Source organism: Streptomyces sp. NPDC059564 (assembly GCF_042735575.1).
Taxonomy (GTDB): domain Bacteria; phylum Actinomycetota; class Actinomycetes; order Streptomycetales; family Streptomycetaceae; genus Streptomyces.
The window spans coordinates 1-18,989 of record NZ_JBHWBP010000021.1; the positions used below are offsets into that span (position 1 = coordinate 1).

The following is an 18,989-nucleotide window of genomic DNA, read 5'->3' on the forward strand; positions in this document are numbered from 1 at the left end:
GGCGACGGGCGCCGCGAATGCGGCAACGGTGCGGCGCCGCGCGGCGCGTCGCACCGCGGCGAGCCGTTCGGCGGATTCCGGGGCAGCACGGGGATCGGTGTGCCCGTCTGTCCCGGTGGCGGCTGCCTGCGTCAGGGGGCGGGCCGGGGCCTGGTGGGGGAGGACGGCGATGAGACGGAAGCCGCCCTGGTGCGGACCTGTGTGCAAGGTGCCGCCCAGGACCATCACCCGTTCCCGAAGCCCTGTCAGTCCCCGGCCTCCGGTTGTGGGCGCCTGCTCGTCGGCTTGCCTGACCAGCCCGTCCTCCTGCGCGGCGGCGTTCACGACGCTCACGCGAGTGTGGTCGCTTGCGTGGTCGATTCCTACCCTGACTGCGCGGCCGGGGGCGTGCTTGATGGCGTTGGTGAGGGCTTCCTGCACCACCCGGTACATGCCGCGTTCGACCAGCGGTGGCAGCGCGGGCACTGCTCCACGCTGTTCCCAGCTCACTGGCACCCCGGAGGCGGCCGCCCGGCCGAGGAGGTCCGTGACCGTGCCTTTGACGGACGGCCTGCCTGCGCCCGCCGGTGTCTCGGTTTCCGCTTCCCGTGGGTCGTGCAGGACGGTAATGGTCTGCAGCAGCTGCTCGACGGCGTCGGCGATTGTCTCGCGCAGCTCGACGAGGTCGGCGCGATCACGGTCGGTGAGGTCGGGTGAGAGTTCCAGGGCACCGGCGCGCAGGGCGACCAGGCTCAGGACATGGCCGAGTGAGTCGTGCATGTCGGCCGCGATGTCCGCGCGTTCGGCCAGCCGGGCCCGCTCCGCGACGAGGTGCTGGCGCTCCTCCAGGCTCTGGGCCAGCCTCCATCCGTCCCGCACGAGTTCACGCCGGCCGCGCCAGTGGCGTCCCGCCAGCCACGGCAGCAGGAGGGCGGCGGGGATGACCGTCAGGGTGTAGAACCACCACACGGCCGGCACCCGCAGCACGGTGCAAGCAGCGATGTCGACCCCCAGGCACACCGCGAGCACCACCAGCGATCCCCGGGCCCGGGCGACCCGCACACCGAGCAGACAGCTCAGCGCGGCCAGCGACAGGACATGGGCGTTGGCCGGGGTCGCGGAATCGGCCAGGCCCAGTGCGCACAACCCGTTGACGACGAGCACCGCCACCATCGGCCGACTGCGGGACAGCGGTACGGCCACCGCCAGCACGGCCAGGGGGAGCAGCAGATCCACCACCGGCGAGGCCGCCCCGCCCGCGTCCCGGAACCCGTATCCGGTGGCGGCGGCGAGCACGGCCCACAGCGCCCCGTTGGCGAGAACGAGCCTGGTCGGGGGGAGGCGAGGGTGCCACATCGTGCGTGGAGTCCTTTCGGCCGGGTGTCGGGACATGCTTGCGTCGATTCTCCGGGACGTGCACCGGGCACCCGCCGATGCCGACCGTTGGAGGTGCCCGGTACGGCGCCGACGCGCTGTCAGGCATCCCTGCGGCGCAGCACGTACAGGCCGGTCACGTGCGCCCCCGCGGTCCACGCGGCCACGATGAGGAGGGCTGTCGCCGAGGAGTACGGGGCGTCGCCGCCGACGCGCATGAAGTGGTCGCCCGCTCCGTACGGCAGAGCGTCGTTCACGGCCGCGAGCGCGTCGCCGCCGAGCCCCAGGAGCACGCTCGGCAGCGCCCACAGCAGTGCGACGAGAATCGACAGCGTGCCGGCTGGGTGCCGCGCGGAGAAGGCCACACCGACGGTGAGTACGGCGACGAGCGCCTGGTAGACCCCGATCGCGAGGATCTGACCGACGGTCGTGCCGGCGTCGAACGAGGCCCGCCCGTCGAACGCCACCCAGGCGACGACAGTGCCCACGACCGCGAACACGGCACCACCGAGGAACGCGACCATGCTCGCTACCAGCGCCTTCGCCGCCTGGACCCGATGCCGCCGCGGCACCCACAGCAGGGAGGCCCGCATGGTCCCCGTCGAATACTCGGATGTCACCGCGACCGTGGCCAGGACGACGACGGCGAACTGGGTGACGACGACGGAGGCGGCCGCCGCGTTCCCCACGGCCTGGACCGTGTGTTCGTTGATGCGGGCGATCGAGGCGTAGTAGAACGTGAACACGGCGGTGACCGCGAGCCCCGCCAGAAGGCAAAGGTAAGAGGCCCGGACGGACCAGAGCTTCGTCCACTCGCATGCCACGGCCCCGCCGAAACCACCAGGCGTGCCCCGTCCTGGAGCCTCGTGCTCCTCCCGTGGCAGCGCAATCGTCCGCTTCCCGGATGACGTCGCGATGATCACTGCTGTCCCCTCTCCTCAGTGGCGCCGGACGCATACTCGACGCTCCGCGCGGTCAGGTTCATGTACGCCTGCTCCAGCGAAACCCTTACGTCGCTCAACGCGTGCAGCCGCACCCCGCAGTGGTGGGCGAGGTCACCGACTTCGGCCGCGCTCATGCCGCCCACGGCGAGCTCCCCCGACGCGGACGTCTCCACGCTCACGCCGTCGGCCGCCGTCAGACAGCGGACCAGTGTGGACCGCCCTTCCGGGTCGGGCACCGAGGCCCGTGCCGAGCCAGGCGACGCGGCGGCCAGGAACTCCGCCAGGGCGGAGTCGCTCAGCAGCCGTCCCCGCCCGATCACGACAAGGTGATCGGCCGTCAGCTGCATCTCGCTCATCAGATGGCTGGAGAGAAACACGGTGCGCCCCTCCGCCGCCTGGTCCCGCACCAGCCGGCGGATCCACTGCACACCGTCGGGGTCGAGGCCGTTCACCGGTTCGTCCAGGATCAGCACGGGCGGGTCGCCGAGCAGCGCGCCCGCCACTCCGAGTCGTCCGCTCATGCCCAGCGAGTACGTGCCGGCCGGCCGGCGGGCCGCCTTGGCCAGGCCCACCGTCTCCAGCACTTCGTCCACCCGGCGTGCCGGAATGCTGTTGGCCCGGGCCTGGGCGAGCAGGTGCGAGCGGCCGGAGCGGGCCGGGTGGACAGCCCGCGCGTCCAGCATCGCTCCGACCGCCCGCAACGGCCGGCGCAGGTCCGCATAGGGTCGGCCGGCGATCAGGGCCCGTCCGCGCGTGGGGTGGTCGAGACCCAGGATCATGCGCATCGTGGTGGATTTCCCGGCCCCGTTGGGGCCGAGGAAGCCGGTCACCCGGCCGGCTTGGATGTCGAACGTCAGGTCGTCCACGGCCAGCGTGTCGCCGTAACGTTTGGTCACTCCTCGGAGGCTGATCACAAAGTTCCCTTCGCTGTCGGTCAGAAGGCTCGGCGCACGGGACGCGGAGCGAGGCCTACGGAACACGGAAGCCCGCCGCGATTCCCGTACGGCAGCGACGCTACGAGCGCACGCAGCCGACGCCCATGGGCCGAAAGGAAGGGGCATCCTGCCTTTGGTCGGGGACGCACTCCGCCCCGGGACGGAACTGCGGGGCTCACCACCGACGCTGCAGTGAGCTGGCCGTAGGCTCCTCGCGTGGAAGAGACGACACCGAACAGTCGGCCCGTACGCGTCCTGGTGGCCGACGACGAGGCAATGGTCCGGGCCGGCGTACGTGCCATCCTGGCCCGGGACCCGCACGTCGACGTGGTCGCCGAGGCGGGAGACGGCAACGAGGCCCTCGCACTCACCCGTCGGTACCGGCCGGACGTGGTCCTGCTGGACATCCAGATGCCAGGCCTCGACGGGCTGACGGCGGTAGCCCGGCTTCGGCAAGAACCGACGACCGTCGGTGTGATCATGCTGACGACGTTCGGCCAGGACGAGTACATCACCCGAGCACTCGAGGAAGGCGCCGACGGTTTCCTGCTCAAGGCGGACGACCCCAGAGAACTCCTCAACGGCGTACGGGCGGTCGGCGCCGGCGGCGCCTACCTCTCCCCCCGAGTCGCTGGCCGGGTCATCGCTGGAATGCGCGCCCACCGCACGGCACACCCCCACCGCTCCCTGGACCGGCTCACGCAACGGGAGCGCGACGTTCTGGCCGGGCTCGCCGCAGGGCTTTCCAACGCGGAGATAGCGAGCCGACTGCACCTCGTCGAGGGCACGGTGAAAGCACACGTCAGCGCCGTCCTGGCGAAGCTGGGCGCCCGCAACCGAGTGGAGGCGGCCGTCGCCGCCCACGAGGCGGGCCTGACCCCGCCGCGCCGCGGCCGACCTGCATAGGAGGGTCCCATAGCGGCGTCCCACGCAAGATCACGGCGACGCTGACCGACCCCTTACCGCGAGATGGAGCACACCCATGAGCGAGCAGTACATCACCACGACAGCCGAGGACGGCACTGAGATCACCGTCGCGACCCTCGAGGACGGCACCGAGGTCACGATCGAGCGCGCCGACACCGACGGCGAGATGTCGAGCATGCAGCCGCCGTACGGCACATCGACGGCCCCGTGCCACCCGGACAGGAACCCTCTTCCCACCGGAAGGCCAGGTTCCACTGCCAACTCCGCACCAGGTGAACGCGGGGCCGTCACGCGAGCACGGTCGTAGCCCGTCGCGCTACCCCCCTCTGGGCTTTCCACAAAGACCAACCCCCGATCCCCTAGCGCCGTCGGCAGCCCGTGAGGGCTTGAGCAGTGCGATGGGACCGGTCACGACCCGCCCCGTCGCACGCGCGGGAAGGGGCCTACGGCTTGGGGGTCGGCTCGGCCGGCGTGCCGGTCGTGAGCGAGGTCTCGATCAGTTCCAGAGAGGGCTTGAACTCCGCTGCCCGCTGGCGCAGGTCGGCCGGAACGTCTTCACGCGAGGACAGTTCTTCGACCAGAGCCCGGCCCTTCTGCACGTCGAGGACCAGTCCCGAGCTGATGTTCTGGATGTAGAAGGTCATGTATGACTCCTGATTGGTGGTGAGGGTGCCGGCGGCGAAACGCGGTTACGGCCGACGTGGGCCGGCGCCCGTGGAGGCGCCGGAGGTCCGTTCGAGAGCGTCGGTGCACCGGGGGATCCGGCACGGCCGTGGCGGGCGGTACCGGACGAGACGCGGCAGGCGGGTACGGCGAAGGCCCGCTGGGGTTCGCCGGTGGTGTAGTAGGCGGTGACGGCGGCGAGGATCTCCTCCTCGGTGATGTGCCCGGTGGGGTCGGTGCGGTGTTCCGCGGCGACGCGGCGGGCCTGGTCCGGTTCCGCGCCGAGCGCGACCAGCATGAGGTCGACCGCGTTGACGGTGACGAGGCGGTCGCCGTCGTGGTCGGCGGCCCTGAACACGGCCCGGTGCCAGGGCAGGGCGATCCGGGTGAATGCTTCCGGGTCCTGGTGCAGGCCGGCAACGGCGGCGCCGACGAACTCCCCGCGCGTGATGCGGCCGTCGAGGTCGCCGTCTGCGAGGGCGGCCATGCCCTCCCAGTACCGGTCGGCCGCCTCCTGCAGGGCGGCGGCCTGGTCCGTTCCGTCGGCGACGTCGAAGGCCCGCGCGACCCGCTCCGCCATCAGCCGGAAGTCTCGGCGGGTGACCTGGCCGTCGCCGTCCTGGTCGAAGGTATGGAAGCGGGCCGCCATCTTGGCGGCGTAGTCGTCGAGCTCACTCACAGGAAACCTCGTCGGTCGTCACGGCTGGGAGAGAGCCGAGACTAAACGGGCGACGAAGGGCTTGCGGCTGCCGCGCATGTGCCCCCGTGCGCCGCTGCCGCGCCCCGCCGCGCTCCCGAACACTGTTCGAGGATGAGGCCTGCCTGCCCGCCTCATGCGGCCGGACGCTCCCGTCGCAGACCCGAAGGGATGACCGTGATCACCCTGACCGAGACGCTCGCCGTCCGCACCGTGTCCGGATTCCTGGACCCGAAAGAGATCTCCGATCTCACCGCGCTCCTTGACGATCATCTCGCGGCCACGGGCTGGCGGCCTGCCTATGTGGGCGAGGAACTCGAAGACCTGCCCGCCCACGTGCACGAGGTACTCGACAGAGCGGTCGCCCGGCATCTTCCGGAGATCCGTCAGGTGTTCCCGTCTGCGCGGGGCGCGTCGCCGTGGCAGTTCATCGAGTTCGGGCCCGGCGAGGGCGCGGTCCGTCACCTCGACGGCATCGGGCCCGACCCGCTGGCCCATCCGCGTCATGTCGCCCGGATCGGCGTGACCATCGAGGACGCCACCGCCGGAGGCGAATTCTTCATCGAGAGCGGCCCCGGCGACGGTGTCTGGGACACACGGCTCGATGCCGGACCCCACGTCGGCTACGAGCCGGGCATGCGGTTCACCCGTATCGCGCCCCACGACAGGATTTCCCGAGGCGAGCCGGACACGTCCTGGATCCACGCTGTCACCGGCAGCCCCAGGGTCCTGCCCGCCGAAACCGGCACTGCCACCGTCTACGGGGCCCAACTCATCCACGGCATCAACACCGTCCACCGTGGTCGCTGCCGCAAGTTCATCACCGGCCTCATCGCCGGCCGATGACTGATTCCCGCATCGCCCCTGCGGAACGGCGCCCGCGGTCGGCGCTCCGTATCGTTGGGCGGACAGTGGCCATGCCGGGAGCCCCGCCTCGGTGAACGGCCACAGTTTGCGAAAGGGGCTGTCGGCGAGCAGCCGTGAGCGCAGCTGCGGCCACTCGCGGGCGAGCGACTTCACGGTCAGCGCGTAGCCGGTGCGGCGCCGCTGGTCCCCCTCGACCGCGACGACGATACCGATCACCCCCTGGTACTGCTCGTCCCACACGGGCGCCCCGCTGAAGCCTCCGGCCAGGGGGGAAGGGGGCCCGCTCGTCGCACGTGAGCTGCCACCATCCGGTTCCCCCGCGGCCCTCGATGGTGCCGCGGGTCCAGACGCCGGCGTCCTTGCCGCCGTCCGCACCCGGATACCTCGGGAAGCCGAAGGCCCTCCAGCGGTGTCCGGCGAGGTCGTCGGCCTCCAGGGTCCGCATGGGTACGGCGCCGGGCGGCGGTGGGCCGGCCGGCTGGAGTAGGGCGACGTCACCGCTGTTGTCGGCGGCCACCGGCACTCTGAAGTGCACGGCGGCCTCCGCCGCCGGGCGGCCGGGCAGGAGCGGGAAGTCGAGGTTCACCGGGAAGCGCGCGGGCAGGGGGCGGTCGTCCGGGAGCCCCGCGAGGGTGGAGATGACGTGGGCGCACGTCAGCAGGAGCCGGCCGGGGATCAGGAACGCGACCCCGACCGGCTGTCCGCCGTGCAGTACACGTGCCGTCCCGCGCTCCCAGGCCAGTTCCCCCGGCCCGCCCGGCGAGGTCACTCATCACCCTGCGGGCGGGTCCACTCCAGTTCCAGCTCGAAATGAGCGTTTCCGGACCCTTTGGCGACGACCAGCCCCGCCTCGGCCGTGATTCTGATGCCGAACGTGGCGCGGATGTGGTCGGGACTGCGAGGCAGGTCCGTCAGCCGGTGCAGCATGGCCTCGGCCACGCGCCGGACCCGCCCCAGGCCTGCTTCGAAGGTCTCGGCCGACGACTCCACGAGTCCTTCGCCTCGGTTCGCCCGGATGACTCCGGAGCCCTGCCCTTCGGGCAGTTCGACGACCATGGTCTCGCCGTTCTCGAAAGGCAGGCTCAGGTATATGCGACAGTCCCCCCTGACTGGTCATCAAGTCACGTGTGGCAGAAGCACGTTACCTCGATCACTGCGACACGGGCAGATGTCGCCGGGCTCCGCCGGACCCCGGGGGTGACGGTGCTGGGCACGGGGTGTCATCTCTTCATCAGCGGCAGGGCACGGGTGCTTTGAGGAATCCACCGGGGCCGCAGGGGTGCCACCGCAAGGGAAGCTGGTGGTGGTGCGGAGCCTGGGCCGGGCTCGCGGCGGGGGTACGCGGGCCGCCCCAGTGGCCGGCCCTGGTCTGGAGGCGGCCGATGGCGTTGCCGATCAGTTCGGTGAACCAGATGTTCCCGTCGGGCCCCTTGGCGATGTTGAAGGGCACCTTGTCCGCGCCGCCCGCCACCGGGAACTCGGTGATCTTCCCATTCGGAGTGATCCGGCCGATGCTGCCGAACTGGTCGGCGTACCACATGCTCCCGTCGGATCCGCGGGTGATCCCGTCGGCCGCCCCGCCCGGGTTCGGCCGGGGGAACAGCGTGATGGCGCCCGACGGGCGGATCCGCCCGATCTTTTCGGTCGCCGTGAACCACATCCCGCCGGGGCCGAACGCGATGTCGGACGGGAATTCGAAGCCGGTGGGCAGCGGGAACTCGGTGATGGTGCCGGACCTGTCGACCCGGCCGATCTTGCCGGCGATGATCTCGGTGAACCACATCGAGCCGTCGGGGGCGGCCGCGATGTGGTACGGGAGGCTGTCCGGCGTGGGGATCGGGTACGAGGTGGCGCGGCCGTCCACCGTGATGCGCCCGATGGAGTTCGTACCGGAGTCCGTGAACCACAGCGCGCGGTCGGCACCGCTTGTGACCCCCAGCGGGAAGCTGCCTGTCCAGGGCAGCGGGAATTCGGTGATCCGGCCCGACGTGGTGATCCGGCCGATCGCCCCGGCGGCTCCTTCGCTGAACCAGAGTGCGCGGTCGGGGCCCTGGGTGATGTCGAAGGGGAAGCCGTCGGCGCTGGGCAGGGCGTACTCGGTCACAGAACCGCCGGTGGTGATGCGCCCGATGCGGCCGACACCGGACTCGGTGAACCACAGCGCCCGGTCCGGTCCAGCCGTGATGCCGGCCGGGAAGCTGTCAGGGGTGGTGACCGGATACTCCGTCACGTCCCCCACGTCGGCCCGGGCGGGAGCGGCGACGGCGAGCGCCAGGAGGCCGGCGAGGCATGTGGTGAACAGCCGGTGAAGACGTCGTCGGGTCGTCGGCGTGCGCGGCATGGATCGGATCCCTCTCGATGGGCGGCGGTCGAGCGACACATGACGACATATCAGCTCCTGCCCCGCCCCGCCCGGGCTGCGCCCGCGGGTCGGCCGCCAACCCCCCGGCCGCCGTACGGGCCCCCTGTGCTGTCGCCGATCCACGAGCGGTCGGCTGCTCCAGCACCGGGCGAGGCGCCTCCCGGCGCAGGGGCGACGCTCACCGGGGCGGCTCGCACCGCCGGGGAAGCGTCACGGTCCCGGGCCGGTGCTCGAAGGTGTCCATGACCAGCCACTCGTCCAGCTCGGGGTCGTAGAGGTTCTGGACGCCGAACTGCAGCACCTGCCAGAAGGTTCCCCGGTTGTGCTCGTCGACGTAGATGTCGCCGAGCGCGAGCGGCAGACGCGGATAGTTCCCGGGAGGCAGCTGGGGGAGGACCACGCCCACCCTCCAGTGGTTCACGTGCCGCTCCGGGCGGGTGCGCCGCAGGGTCTCCCGCCCGACGAACCGGGCGCCCTCGAACCCCTGGTTCAGTGCCTCCAGGTTGAAGTCCGGGATGCGTGAGCAGGGATGCTCGTTCAGACCGGGCCATTTGTACGTCAGCGTGTAGAGCGTGTCATGGTAGATCAGGTTGGTGAACCAGATCGGGTACTGCGGGCCCCCCGCGGTCATCTGGCTGTCGCCGTCTCTCCCCTCCCAGGTGAACGGCACCGTGATGTCCAGGTCCTGGACGATCCACTTGCCCTTGCCGCGGAAGTCGCGGGGGAGGCGGGGCGGAGGCGGCGTCGGGGAGGCGTCCTGCCGTGCGGCCACCGTCCCGAACGACGGCGCGGTCCCGGTCCGGGGCTCGGTGCCGACTGGGGGCGGAGCTGCCAGGACGAGGGCGACCACTCCGGCAAGAGCGGCCGACGTGACCGTCTTGCGTGTGCCTTTCCAACCCATGGTCTCCCTCGGCTGTCGCGTCAGGCGCCGTCATGGCGCGGGGTACGGTCACGGCGATGCGGGGACACCGTCCCCGGAATTGAAGATTCCGAAACCGGCGGCTTTGGGCCGTCCGCTCAGGGCTTGGGGTAGTGCGCTGCCATGGGGTCCACGCCCCTGGGCGGCATAGGGCCGAAATCAGTGGGGTTACGTTACGCATGACGGCACACGCAAACAGTCTGGCCGCGTTCCTGCGTTCGCGCCGGGAGGGGCTCACGCCCGAGCAGGTGGGCTTGGCCTCCCAGGGCCGGCGACGTACCCCGGGACTGCGCCGGGGCGAACTCGCCACGCTCGCCGGGTTGAGCGTCGAGTATCTGGAGCGTCTCGAGCAGGGCCGGGACACCAACCCTTCCGGCGCGGTGCTCGCCGCCCTCGCCGACGCGCTCCGCCTGTCCCGCGACGAGAAGCGGCACCTCGCTCGCCTCGCCCTGAGACAGCACAGCGCCACGCTCCTCCCCGCACCACAGCCGGTCGGTGACGCCCCCCGCCCCAGCGTGCGCGACCTCCTGGACCGCTTGGATCCCACCCCGGCATGCCTGCTCGGGCCGGTCTACGACGTCGTGGCATGGAACCGGTCGTGGGAGACGGTGGCCACACCGCTGGGTGTGCTGGACACGGACCCGCCCAACCTCATCCGCTACCACTTCCTGCACCCCATGGCGCACCGCATCCTCGACGAGGCGTCATGGGCGGCGACGGCGGACGAGGCGGTCGGCTGGCTACGGGCCGCCGAGCCGGACTGGGGCTCGGACGACGCGTTCCGGGCCCTGGTCGAGGACGTGGCCGCGGTCCCCGGGTTCGCGTCGCGGTGGGCGGCCCACGCGGTGGCTTCCAGACTGCCGGGCGGCAAGCGCTTCTGGCATCCCGACGCCGGGCACCTGAACATCCGGCTGGAGGTCCTCTTCGTAGGGGAGGCGAACCACTGGCTCCAACTCTGGCTGCCCGGCGACGAGGAGACCGCCGCGGCCTTCGACTCCCTTCCGCGCCCGCAGGCGGTTCCCGTGCCCGAGGCGTAGCCCGCCGGACGACCGGTCCGGCGCGGCTCACGGGCTATCGCCCGCGGCGCATCGTCTCCCTGCCGGTACGGGTATCGGCAGGGCGTTCCTGTACGGGGTCTTCGGCGCGCATGGTCGGGGCAGGGAGTCCGACGGAGCGAGAGGGAAGGGCCCATGGAACTCAGGCCGATGCGATCCTGGATCCACCACAGCCGGGGAAGGGTGCTGCGCCAGGCCGTGACCGGACGGCACGAACTGGGCGGCCTGTACGAGGACATGCTCACACGGCAGGGCTTCGAAGGGCGCGACGCGTACCTGTACCGGCGCAACGAGCCGACCGGCTGGAAGCACGCGGCGCCGGGCGCGGGAAACCGCACCTACGACGGGCAGTCGCTGGAGCCCACCGACCGGACCCTGCCCGGCGGCGGCCCGCTGCGCCTGTTCCACAACCCCGCGCTGTCCATCTGGGTCAGCCGGCGCAGCGCGAACATGCCCTACTCGGTGCGCAACGTCGACGGGGACGAGCTGTACTTCGTGCACGAGGGCACCGGCACCTTCTACACGGAGTTCGGGCCGATCCCGTACGAGCCCGGTGACTACGTCCTGGTGCCGAAGGGCGTCACCTACCGGATCCGTCCGGCCGGCCCGGTGAACTACTTCCTGGTCGTCGAGTCGGCCGAGGAGCTGGGCTTCGCCGACACCGGTGCGTTCGGCCGCCGTGCCCCCTTCGACCCCGGGCTGCTGTACGTACCGTCCCCGGCACTGGACGAGCTGGGTGACGGCCGTGACGAGGACGGCACCTGGCCGGTGCGGATCAGGATCCGAGGGGAATACGCCACCGTCGTCTTCGACGCCGACCCGATCGACGTCGAGGGGTGGTCGGGCGATCTGTTCCCGTTCAAGCTGAACATCCGCGACTACCGGCCGGTCATGAGCGACCGCATCCACATCATGCCGTCCGCGTACGCCGTCTTCGCCACGTCCACGTTCATGGTGGGGAACTTCCTACCGCGTCCCTTCGAGTCGGCGCCCGACTCGGAGCCCTTCCCGCCGTACCACCGCAACGCGGACTACGACGAGTTCACGTTCTTCCACAACGGGACGGTTCTGGGCATGCCCATCGCCCCGGCCACCATGTCCCTCGTACCGCAGGGCCTGCACCACGGCCTGCCCGCCGGACTTCAGGAGCAGGTGTCCAAGAACCTGAAGCCGGGCGACCGCATCGACAGCGAGGTCGTGTTCGTGGACACCAAGGCACCCCTGACCCCCACGCCGGAGGCCGATGCGGCGAGGCAGAGCACGGCCCAGGGCACCTGATGGCGCGGGCGGACGTACCAATGACGAAGAAGAAGGGGATGCATTTCGTGACCAGGATGCACAGGGCCGCCATGATCGGCGGATCTGTTCTCGCGCTCGTCCTGGGCAACATGGTGGCCTCGGATGCCGCCGCACAGCCGTCGGTGACGTACTGCGCCAAGGGAACCACCGCGTACAGCACGCCCGGCGATGACGACTGCGTCCTGCCCGCCGGCACCCGCGATCACGAGCTGTTCTTCATCGGGGCCGGTGGCGGTGGTGGCGGCGGCGCGGGCGGGGTGTATGACGGCCCCGGCGGGTACGGGGGCGGAGGCGGGGGAGCCGGTGCCGATGCTGACTGCGCGATCCCCGGCGGGAGCGGAAACAGGATCGAGGTCCACGTGGGCCGGGGCGGTGACGGCGGGGACGGCGGAAGCAGCGGCCGTAGCGGTGCGAACGGCAAGAGAGGAGGAATCACGGGCGTCAAGTCCGTCCAAGTCGCCCCGAACGGCAGCACCCAACTCCGAGCCCAGGTGTCCGGCAAAGGAGGCGGAGGAGGCCAGGGGGGACAGCGCACCGGCGGAGAGCATGGTTCCGGCGAGCGCAGCGGAGGCTGCGGCAACCTGGCGCCCGGCCCCGACGGACGCAACGGCTCAAGTGCCCACGGCAGCGAGGGCGGACTGGGCCAGCCTGGCGGCAAGGCGAACCGCACGGATGAAAGGTGCCCCCGTGCCGGGAACGGCGGCAGCGGCGGTGGCGGCGGCAGCTGGGGAGGACACGGCTACGCCGGGGGCCGGGGCGGCAACGGCTGCGTCCTGCTGACCGTGCACTGAGCTTGCCGTTTATCCACCTGCGTCGCACCGAGCCCGAACATGTTCGGGTTTCCCCACATCACCGGACGTGCGAGAGGCCGGGCCCCGATCCCGTGCTCAGGGTTGATTCAGTACGGAGGCCGGGATCGTGGGACTGGTCGAGTACAGCGTCCGCCGAGATGCGCTCGCGATGGTGTCGGGATTCCGGTCGGAGCTGTATGCGTGCCTGACAGCGCGGGCGGATGCCCTGTTCGGCGTGTGCGACGCGCTGCTGTGCACCGACGGACCTGTCCGTACCCTCGTGGACCTGGCGCTCGCGCCCGAACACCGACGCGGGCACGGAGCCCTGTACGCCGGAATCAACCGGGGCCGGATCGCCGTTGCCCGGCTTCGTCGCGCGCTGGCGGGCGTGCCATTGTCCCGTGCGAGCGACGGCCGGCTGGTGTTGGCCGTGGACGTCTCCCCGCAGCTGCGGTGAGTAGTTCGTTCTGGGCAATGTGGGGCGGGGTGACCACTCTGATGCGGGGTGGGCTCGTCTGGAGCCGAACCTTCCGAAGGACGTGGGCCGGGGCGGGCGTTGGTCGTGCCACCGCCGAGTGATCAACGGGATCCTGTTCCGACAGCGGACCGGTATCCCGTGGCGGGACCTTCCGGCAAGGCTCGGGAAGTGGAAGACATGCCATGATCGGCATCGCCGGTGGTCGGCGGACGGCACGTGGGACAGGATCCTGCGCTCCGTCCAGGCCGACGCGGACGCGGAAGGCCGCATCGACTGGTCCATCGTGGGCGTGGACTCGACGGTTTGCCGGGTGCACCAGCACGCGGCCGGAGCCCCGAAGCGGCCTCCGCGCATTCCCGGCAAGCGAATCCGGCCTGCCCACCATCGGGATGATGAAGGGCTGGGCCGCTCCAGAGGCGGGTGGACCACGAAGATCCACCTGGCCGGTGAGGGCGGGCGGCGCCCACTGGCGGTGCTGATCACGCCGGGGCAGGCCGGTGACGGGCCGCAGATGATCCCGGTGCTGGAGCGTATCCGTGTGCCGCGCCCGGCCGGCGGGCATCCCCTCACCCGGCCAGACCATCTGAGCGGTGACAAAGCGTACAGCTCCCGCCGCAACCGCCGATATCTGCGGCGCCGACAGATCAAGCACACCATCCCCGAGCGCAAGGACCAGCGGGCCCACCGCCAACGCCGCGGCAGCAAAGGCGGTCGGCCCGCAAACTTCGACCGGGCCCGGTACGTTCGCAGAAACGAAGTCGAGCGGACGATCAACGCTCTCAAGGTATCGCGCGCTGCCGCGACACGCTTCGACCAGCGGGCCTGTGTCTTCCAGGGCACGGTCACCGTCGCAGCGATCCGGCTCTGGCTCCGTCCTTGAATCGCCGGACGCACCGTAGCCCCACGCTTTCGCCTGGGGTGAGGGTCACCCGCACGCATCTCGCCCGCGGCGAGCGCAGTTCGGCGACTTGGGCCGGTGACAGTTCCACGCGCAGCGGCGTCATCACCATGGCGACCCCTCCCACCGGGTCACCTACCCAGGCCGCACCACAAATCACCGAGATCGCTTAGAGGATGCAGCTAAAGAGGCTGCTGGTCTTGTCGCTGTCGAACATGGGGAGATTGTACTTGGCGCCCGGAGGCACGGATTCCAAAAGGCGTCCTTTGTAATCCTGGTGTTCGAATAGACACCACTGATTGTCGGTGCGGTTCCAAACCGAGCTCACGCCGTCATTTTGCCATTCCACGAGACGCGGCACGCTCCCGCCATCCCGGACCCTGACCGCCCACCCGCCTTCATCGTTGTCCTGATAGGCGCAGAAGTACCCGGGGTTACACCACCCGTCGGCTTGCGCCGGAGTCGCCGTGACCGTGGAAAGCGCCACTCCGGCGAGTGCCGCGGCCAGCACGGCCCGGACAGATTTGAACGCCTTGCGCACTAACTACTCCCATCGTCTCGGGGCACAGGCAATCCCCTCGTGTGTTCCGCTCTACTACCCTCGCAGAGCCATCCTCATACCGAGGGGCGATCAACCGGCCTTGCCTGCTGACACGTTGCTCGCGGAATCGCAGTTGTGAGCCCTCCCGGCATGGGGTCAGAATTCCGGGAGACAGGGGCAGTCACGGAACGATCACCCTCGCCGCGATCCGATCGCCAGGAAGAGCATCAGCGCCGCAGCCATCACGGCCACAATGCCCCGAACGGGCTCTCTTGCTGTGCACCGCGCGGGCTCTACTTTCTCGACCGTCTGGGTGTCCGACTGGGCATACCGTGCCCGGTCGAAACCGGCGAGGCGACCGTCCCGGCTGCCGCCCCGGCTGCCGCGCCGCCGACGGCTGGCCCGCTGGTCCCGCCACGGGACCTATCGGACACCCCCTGGGCGGGGGACCGGACGTAGTGCCGGAGGTGTGAACCCCCGAACCCGGTGATCTTCCGTTTGTGCAGGTCAAATGCCGTGGGCAAGCCCCCTTCGGAAATCGACACCTCTTTCCTCGCGATAGCCGAGGGAAGAGGTCTGTCCCGAGTCCGGGGCTGGCGGCGCCGTCACGAGTACATGTACCGGTATGGCGCGGGAGCGGATCCGGTGGACGGTCGTGGTGGAGCGGGCGCGGCTGATCGTGGACGGGTACGCGCCGTTGAAGGTCAGGCTGCGGCAGGTGATGTACCCCCTCTTGATGGTGCGCTCGGACCGGCCGGGACTGGCGGGTGGCGGCGGAGGAGTTCGGGCTGTTCCTGGTCTGGCTGAAGTTCGGCTCGAAGGAGACGACGGGTATCGACCAGCCTGCTGGATACGGCCTGGTGCTGGCGGGACCAGGTGCGCAGAGTGCTCTGCAGCCGGCCCGGATCGGGAACGTGGCGGCCGGGGTCCGGCAGTTTCTGGTGCACGGCATCATCACGAAGGCGGTGTCGTCGGTCGTGATGGCCCAGCTCTACGAGGTCGCCGAGGACTGGGATTTGCCGGTCGAGGCCCGCGGGGAGCGAGCAAGTCTGGCGCGAGTCCGGCATCGGCGGCCCCGACGACACCGAGCGGCTCAAGGCTCGGATCACCACCCTTGAACAGCAGGTCGTCGATCTGGAACTCAGGCTCCGGGACCAGGGCGACGAGTTGAACGCCGCCCGCTCGACCATCCGCGAACTCATGGCCCAGCTCAACCGCGACTCGGACCGACGGCATTGAAGAGCGCAGGTGGTGCGCTCGATGCGAACCTGCCGCTCGATCAGCTGCCCAAGGCCGTTCCCGAGCCCTTCCTTCCGCAGTCACCGGATGTCTCTGGAAGCGTTCGCCCAAAGAGGTGGTTTGCCCGCTCAAAGCGCTGGCGGGGCGGCGCACTGCGCTGGGGTGGGTACGGCTTCGCCGTTCTCATAAGCAGCGGCTCTCTCATCTCAAGGAGTGTGGATGTCCAGCCAGAACCCGCCAGGGGTTTTCGTGAAGGAGCTCCCCGACGGAGTACGCACGATCAACGGGGCGAGCACGTCGGTCCCGGCGTTCCTCGGCTACACGCAGGCCTCCGCAAACGACGGTCCGGACGTGACCCCGAAGCCGTTCACCGAGGCTGAACGGGCGGTCCCGCAGAAGATCGGCAGTTGGAGGGAGTTCGCCGCCCGTTATAGCACTGCGGGAATCGCCAAGGACCTCGCGGACGCGACCGACCCGGCCACCGTTCATACGCTGCAACGGTGCCTCCCCCTGGCCGAGGCGGTCAACGGGTTCTTCGCCAACGGCGGGAGCACCTGCTACGTGGTGGGCTTCACCAGCCCGCAGGACGCCGTCTCGCCCGAGGGCCTCAAGGGGAACACGGAAGCCCGCACGGGCCTCGCCGGTCTGGAGACTCTTCCCGAGGTCACCATGGTCGCCGTGCCCAGCCTCTGGGACATGACCGCGGACGTCTCCTCCGAGAAGGAGGTACCCGCGCCCGACCACGCCTCGGGCGTCAGCAGGATGGCCGAGGTCGTGAAGCACTGCACCGAGCGGCGCAACCGGCTGGCGATCCTCGACCCGCCGCCCGGCCAGACCCCGGCCCAGGTGGCGACGTTCGCCGACACGCTCGCCTCGCCCGACTCCGACGATGCCGCCTTCACCACCCTGTACTACCCGTGGATCACGGTCCCGGGTGTCGACGCCGTCGAGCGCACCGTGCCGCCGTGCGGCCACCTGGCGGGAGTCTGGGCCCGCACCGACGCCGAACGCGGCGTCTTCAAGGCCCCAGCCAACCAGAACCTTCGCGGCGCGCTGAAGATCGAAACCCTCCTTACGGACGACCAGCACGGTGAGCTGAACGCGAAGGGCGTCAACTGCCTGCGGGTCTTCCCGGACAGGGGCCTGCTCGTGTGGGGCGCCCGCACCAGGTCGACCACCCGCGACTGGCGCTACCTCAACGTCCGCCGCCTGGTGTCCTATCTCTCCGACTCCATCCGCCAGTCCTCGACATGGGCGGTGTTCGAGCCCAACGACGAGCGGCTGTGGGCGACGTTGCGGCACTCCGTCGCCTCGTTCCTCACCGACCAGTGGCGGCAGGGCGCCCTCGTGGGACGCACACCGGACGAGGCGTTCTATGTGATCTGCGACGCCACCAACAACACACCCGAATCCGTGGCCGACGGCAAGGTCATCTGTGACATCGGCGTCGCACCCGTGCGCCCCGCCGAGTTCGTCCACTTCACCATCACCCAGCTCGCCGGACAGAGCGACAAGATCACCTGACGGCCCACCTGTCTGCCCCGCCTCGGCGGGGCAGACAGCATCCTCGTCTGCCGAGCTGAGTGATCAACGAGCCAGCCGTTGGTGGGGCCCTGTACGTCGAGGCAGGCGACCCGCGCGGCGTGTCCGTGCACCACACCTGTTGCGCCCGCTTTGGTCGTCGTCCTGACCGCTTCTGAGCTGCGCGGATTCGAACCGCACGCTCGCCTACGAGCCCTGGAGCCGGACGAACTCCAGCGCCTGGTCCTCGCCGCCGTCGCCCCGTACATCGACCGCGACATCCTCGCGCAGCAGATCACCCGCGAGGAGGATGCTCGACGGGCTGCCGGTACGCCCCGCGTCGGTCGGTCAGGCGTAGCGGCAGACCGTGACGCCGGCTGCAGCACCGCATCCCATCTTTGTGTAGTTCTTCTGGACCATGTTCCAGTAGTGGCCCCAGTTCCTGTAGCTGGGGTCATCCGTGTTCCAGTTCGGGCCGGCCGCGTCGTAGGCGGTTTTCTCTCCGGCCCACTGCGACACGGCCTGGGATGGCCCGGCACCCGACATGTTCTCGGCGCCGTTGGTGAAGCTCGAGTCGTGCTTGAGGCCGCCGGCGTGGGAAGCGGGGTTGTCGGCCCATGACTGCGAGCCGGAGGCGAGAGCCGCGTCCCAGGCGATGGGTGGAGCGCCTTCCGTCTGACGTATCACATTGGTGTCGTTCAGCATTGCCGCCTGATCGGCGGGGCTGACCTGGGCGGGATGGCCGGCCCAGACGGCGGCGGACGCCGTTGAGCCCGCCCCCAACACCATTCCTCCGGCCATCAGCGTTGCCGCAATGGTCATGGCCCGACGACTTGCACGAGAAAGACTTGTCATTGCGACTCCCTGGTCGCATGGAAACAGCGGAGAGTGCCGGCCCGGTGCACGAACGTCAACCGCCGTGGGAGGGGGCAATACGGCCGGCATGCGCGATGGTGACTGACCCATCGCTAACGCGGGTTCTCGCAAGGACGGCCCATGGCCGTTCCTCCCCTTACGGCCAGCGTATGTCCGGGTGACGGTGGTGGCGACCGGGACCGTGCCGACCGGCAGCAGCGGCCCGAGCCGCTCGTAGCGGCGCAGCTCGGACGGGGCGACGCCCGTCGCCGCGGCCACCTCCGCGATGTCGAGCGGTTCCCCGCCATCGGCCATGTGCGCACCGCCCGCCCCGATTTGAAATCTGGTTCAAGTGGCACGGTCACCGGGGCCGACACGGCGGGCCCCTGGACTCGCGGGAGCGGTGCATTGACCACGACGCAGCACACCACACCGACCGTGAGAGCGGTGCGTGGGCCGGTGACGTCGGCGAGTAGCCCGCCGGGCGCGGTGAGGACGGCGATGGACGCCTGCCGGCCGATAGACCAGGCCGACAGGGTGCGGGCGACGAGGTGCTTGGGCGCGCGTTCGAGCCGGTAGGTGGCGAGCACCGGGGTGTACAGGCTCATGTTGACGATGATCGCCTCGTCGCCGTCGCCGTCGCCG

At 70.3% G+C, this 18,989-nt stretch carries 20 protein-coding genes and 2 pseudogenes; 10 read left to right on the forward strand and 12 right to left on the reverse strand.

Translation table 11 applies throughout. The features are described from left to right. The 3 genes from ACFV0Q_RS06775 to ACFV0Q_RS06785 all read right to left on the reverse strand — a co-directional run. Positions 1-1,335 (reverse strand): sensor histidine kinase (locus tag ACFV0Q_RS06775; RefSeq protein WP_385001515.1); only part of this gene is annotated, 1,335 nt, incomplete at its 3' end. A 119-nt stretch (positions 1,336-1,454) separates the two neighbouring features. After that, entirely contained in the window at positions 1,455-2,177 is a 723-nt protein-coding gene (locus ACFV0Q_RS06780) for an ABC transporter permease (RefSeq protein WP_385001518.1), read from the reverse strand. Between the two features lie 95 nt (positions 2,178-2,272). Next, a complete protein-coding gene (locus ACFV0Q_RS06785) occupies positions 2,273-3,211 on the reverse strand; it encodes an ATP-binding cassette domain-containing protein (RefSeq protein ID WP_385001521.1) in 939 nt (312 codons plus the stop codon). Between the two features lie 237 nt (positions 3,212-3,448). Here ACFV0Q_RS06785 and ACFV0Q_RS06790 point away from each other — a divergent pair, with 237 nt between their 5' ends. Together ACFV0Q_RS06790 and ACFV0Q_RS06795 are read left to right on the forward strand one after the other, a co-directional pair. Beyond that, a complete protein-coding gene (locus ACFV0Q_RS06790) occupies positions 3,449-4,138 on the forward strand; it encodes a response regulator (RefSeq protein WP_385001524.1) in 690 nt (229 codons plus the stop codon). 76 nt (positions 4,139-4,214) lie between these two features. Continuing rightward, positions 4,215-4,466 carry a hypothetical protein gene (locus ACFV0Q_RS06795; protein WP_385001527.1) on the forward strand — a complete coding sequence of 84 codons (252 nt, stop codon included), beginning with the start codon at positions 4,215-4,217 and terminating at the stop codon, positions 4,464-4,466. 136 nt (positions 4,467-4,602) lie between these two features. Here ACFV0Q_RS06795 and ACFV0Q_RS06800 read toward each other — a convergent pair whose 3' ends face one another. Both ACFV0Q_RS06800 and ACFV0Q_RS06805 read right to left on the reverse strand, forming a co-directional pair. Then, positions 4,603-4,803, reverse strand: a complete 201-nt coding sequence (locus ACFV0Q_RS06800; protein WP_385001530.1) for a hypothetical protein — start codon at positions 4,801-4,803, stop codon at positions 4,603-4,605. Beyond that, a complete protein-coding gene (locus tag ACFV0Q_RS06805) occupies positions 4,800-5,501 on the reverse strand; it encodes an EF-hand domain-containing protein (RefSeq protein ID WP_385001533.1) in 702 nt (233 codons plus the stop codon). Before ACFV0Q_RS06805 ends, ACFV0Q_RS06800 begins: the two co-directional genes overlap by 4 nt. A 189-nt stretch (positions 5,502-5,690) precedes the next feature. Here ACFV0Q_RS06805 and ACFV0Q_RS06810 point away from each other — a divergent pair, with 189 nt between their 5' ends. Next, a complete protein-coding gene (locus tag ACFV0Q_RS06810) occupies positions 5,691-6,365 on the forward strand; it encodes a hypothetical protein (RefSeq protein ID WP_385001536.1) in 675 nt (224 codons plus the stop codon). Here the strand turns inward: ACFV0Q_RS06810 and ACFV0Q_RS06815 are convergent. The 4 genes from ACFV0Q_RS06815 to ACFV0Q_RS06830 all read right to left on the reverse strand — a co-directional run bounded on the left by ACFV0Q_RS06815 (position 6,349) and on the right by ACFV0Q_RS06830 (position 9,649). Further along, on the reverse strand, positions 6,349-7,155 hold the full coding sequence (locus ACFV0Q_RS06815) for a trypsin-like peptidase domain-containing protein (protein ID WP_385001539.1): 807 nt from the start codon (positions 7,153-7,155) through the stop codon (positions 6,349-6,351). The two genes, ACFV0Q_RS06810 and ACFV0Q_RS06815, sit on opposite strands and share 17 nt — an antisense overlap. After that, entirely contained in the window at positions 7,152-7,442 is a 291-nt protein-coding gene (locus ACFV0Q_RS06820) for a CU044_2847 family protein (RefSeq protein ID WP_385001542.1), read from the reverse strand. Before ACFV0Q_RS06820 ends, ACFV0Q_RS06815 begins: the two co-directional genes overlap by 4 nt. Positions 7,443-7,617: 175 nt before the next feature. Then, positions 7,618-8,727, reverse strand: a complete 1,110-nt coding sequence (locus tag ACFV0Q_RS06825) for a hypothetical protein (protein WP_385001545.1) — start codon at positions 8,725-8,727, stop codon at positions 7,618-7,620. Between the two features lie 199 nt (positions 8,728-8,926). Then, entirely contained in the window at positions 8,927-9,649 is a 723-nt protein-coding gene (locus tag ACFV0Q_RS06830; protein ID WP_385001548.1) for a hypothetical protein, read from the reverse strand. A 197-nt stretch (positions 9,650-9,846) separates the two neighbouring features. On the opposite strand from ACFV0Q_RS06830, the gene ACFV0Q_RS06835 reads away from it, so the two are divergent. The 5 genes and pseudogenes from ACFV0Q_RS06835 (at position 9,847) to ACFV0Q_RS06855 (ending at position 14,170) form a co-directional block, all read left to right on the forward strand. Beyond that, positions 9,847-10,704: a helix-turn-helix domain-containing protein gene (locus ACFV0Q_RS06835; protein ID WP_385001551.1), complete on the forward strand. Its 858-nt coding sequence runs from the start codon at positions 9,847-9,849 to the stop codon at positions 10,702-10,704. Positions 10,705-10,857: 153 nt separating this feature from the next. Beyond that, complete coding sequence (locus ACFV0Q_RS06840; protein ID WP_385001553.1) at positions 10,858-12,000, forward strand: homogentisate 1,2-dioxygenase; 1,143 nt, start codon at positions 10,858-10,860, stop codon at positions 11,998-12,000. A 47-nt stretch (positions 12,001-12,047) separates the two neighbouring features. Continuing rightward, positions 12,048-12,812, forward strand: a complete 765-nt coding sequence (locus ACFV0Q_RS06845; protein WP_385001555.1) for a hypothetical protein — start codon at positions 12,048-12,050, stop codon at positions 12,810-12,812. A gap of 169 nt (positions 12,813-12,981) precedes the next feature. Further along, positions 12,982-13,266, forward strand: a pseudogene (locus ACFV0Q_RS06850) (transposase); the annotation flags it as partial. A gap of 22 nt (positions 13,267-13,288) precedes the next feature. Next, positions 13,289-14,170 (forward strand): IS5 family transposase, encoded by an 882-nt coding sequence (locus tag ACFV0Q_RS06855; protein ID WP_385001558.1) that lies wholly within the window; start codon positions 13,289-13,291, stop codon positions 14,168-14,170. A 187-nt stretch (positions 14,171-14,357) separates the two neighbouring features. Here ACFV0Q_RS06855 and ACFV0Q_RS06860 read toward each other — a convergent pair whose 3' ends face one another. After that, entirely contained in the window at positions 14,358-14,729 is a 372-nt protein-coding gene (locus ACFV0Q_RS06860) for a peptidase inhibitor family I36 protein (protein ID WP_385001561.1), read from the reverse strand. A gap of 767 nt (positions 14,730-15,496) precedes the next feature. Here ACFV0Q_RS06860 and ACFV0Q_RS06865 point away from each other — a divergent pair. Then, positions 15,497-15,847: a hypothetical protein gene (locus tag ACFV0Q_RS06865; RefSeq protein WP_385001564.1), complete on the forward strand. Its 351-nt coding sequence runs from the start codon at positions 15,497-15,499 to the stop codon at positions 15,845-15,847. A 340-nt stretch (positions 15,848-16,187) separates the two neighbouring features. After that, positions 16,188-17,492: a phage tail sheath family protein gene (locus tag ACFV0Q_RS06870; RefSeq protein ID WP_385001567.1), complete on the forward strand. Its 1,305-nt coding sequence runs from the start codon at positions 16,188-16,190 to the stop codon at positions 17,490-17,492. A gap of 345 nt (positions 17,493-17,837) precedes the next feature. On the opposite strand, the gene ACFV0Q_RS06875 is transcribed toward ACFV0Q_RS06870, so the two are convergent. Together ACFV0Q_RS06875 and ACFV0Q_RS06880 are read right to left on the reverse strand one after the other, a co-directional pair. After that, entirely contained in the window at positions 17,838-18,311 is a 474-nt protein-coding gene (locus tag ACFV0Q_RS06875; protein ID WP_385001570.1) for a CAP domain-containing protein, read from the reverse strand. A 425-nt stretch (positions 18,312-18,736) separates the two neighbouring features. Next, positions 18,737-18,967, reverse strand: a pseudogene (locus tag ACFV0Q_RS06880) (MFS transporter); the annotation flags it as partial. Between the last annotated feature and the right edge of the window lie 22 nt (positions 18,968-18,989).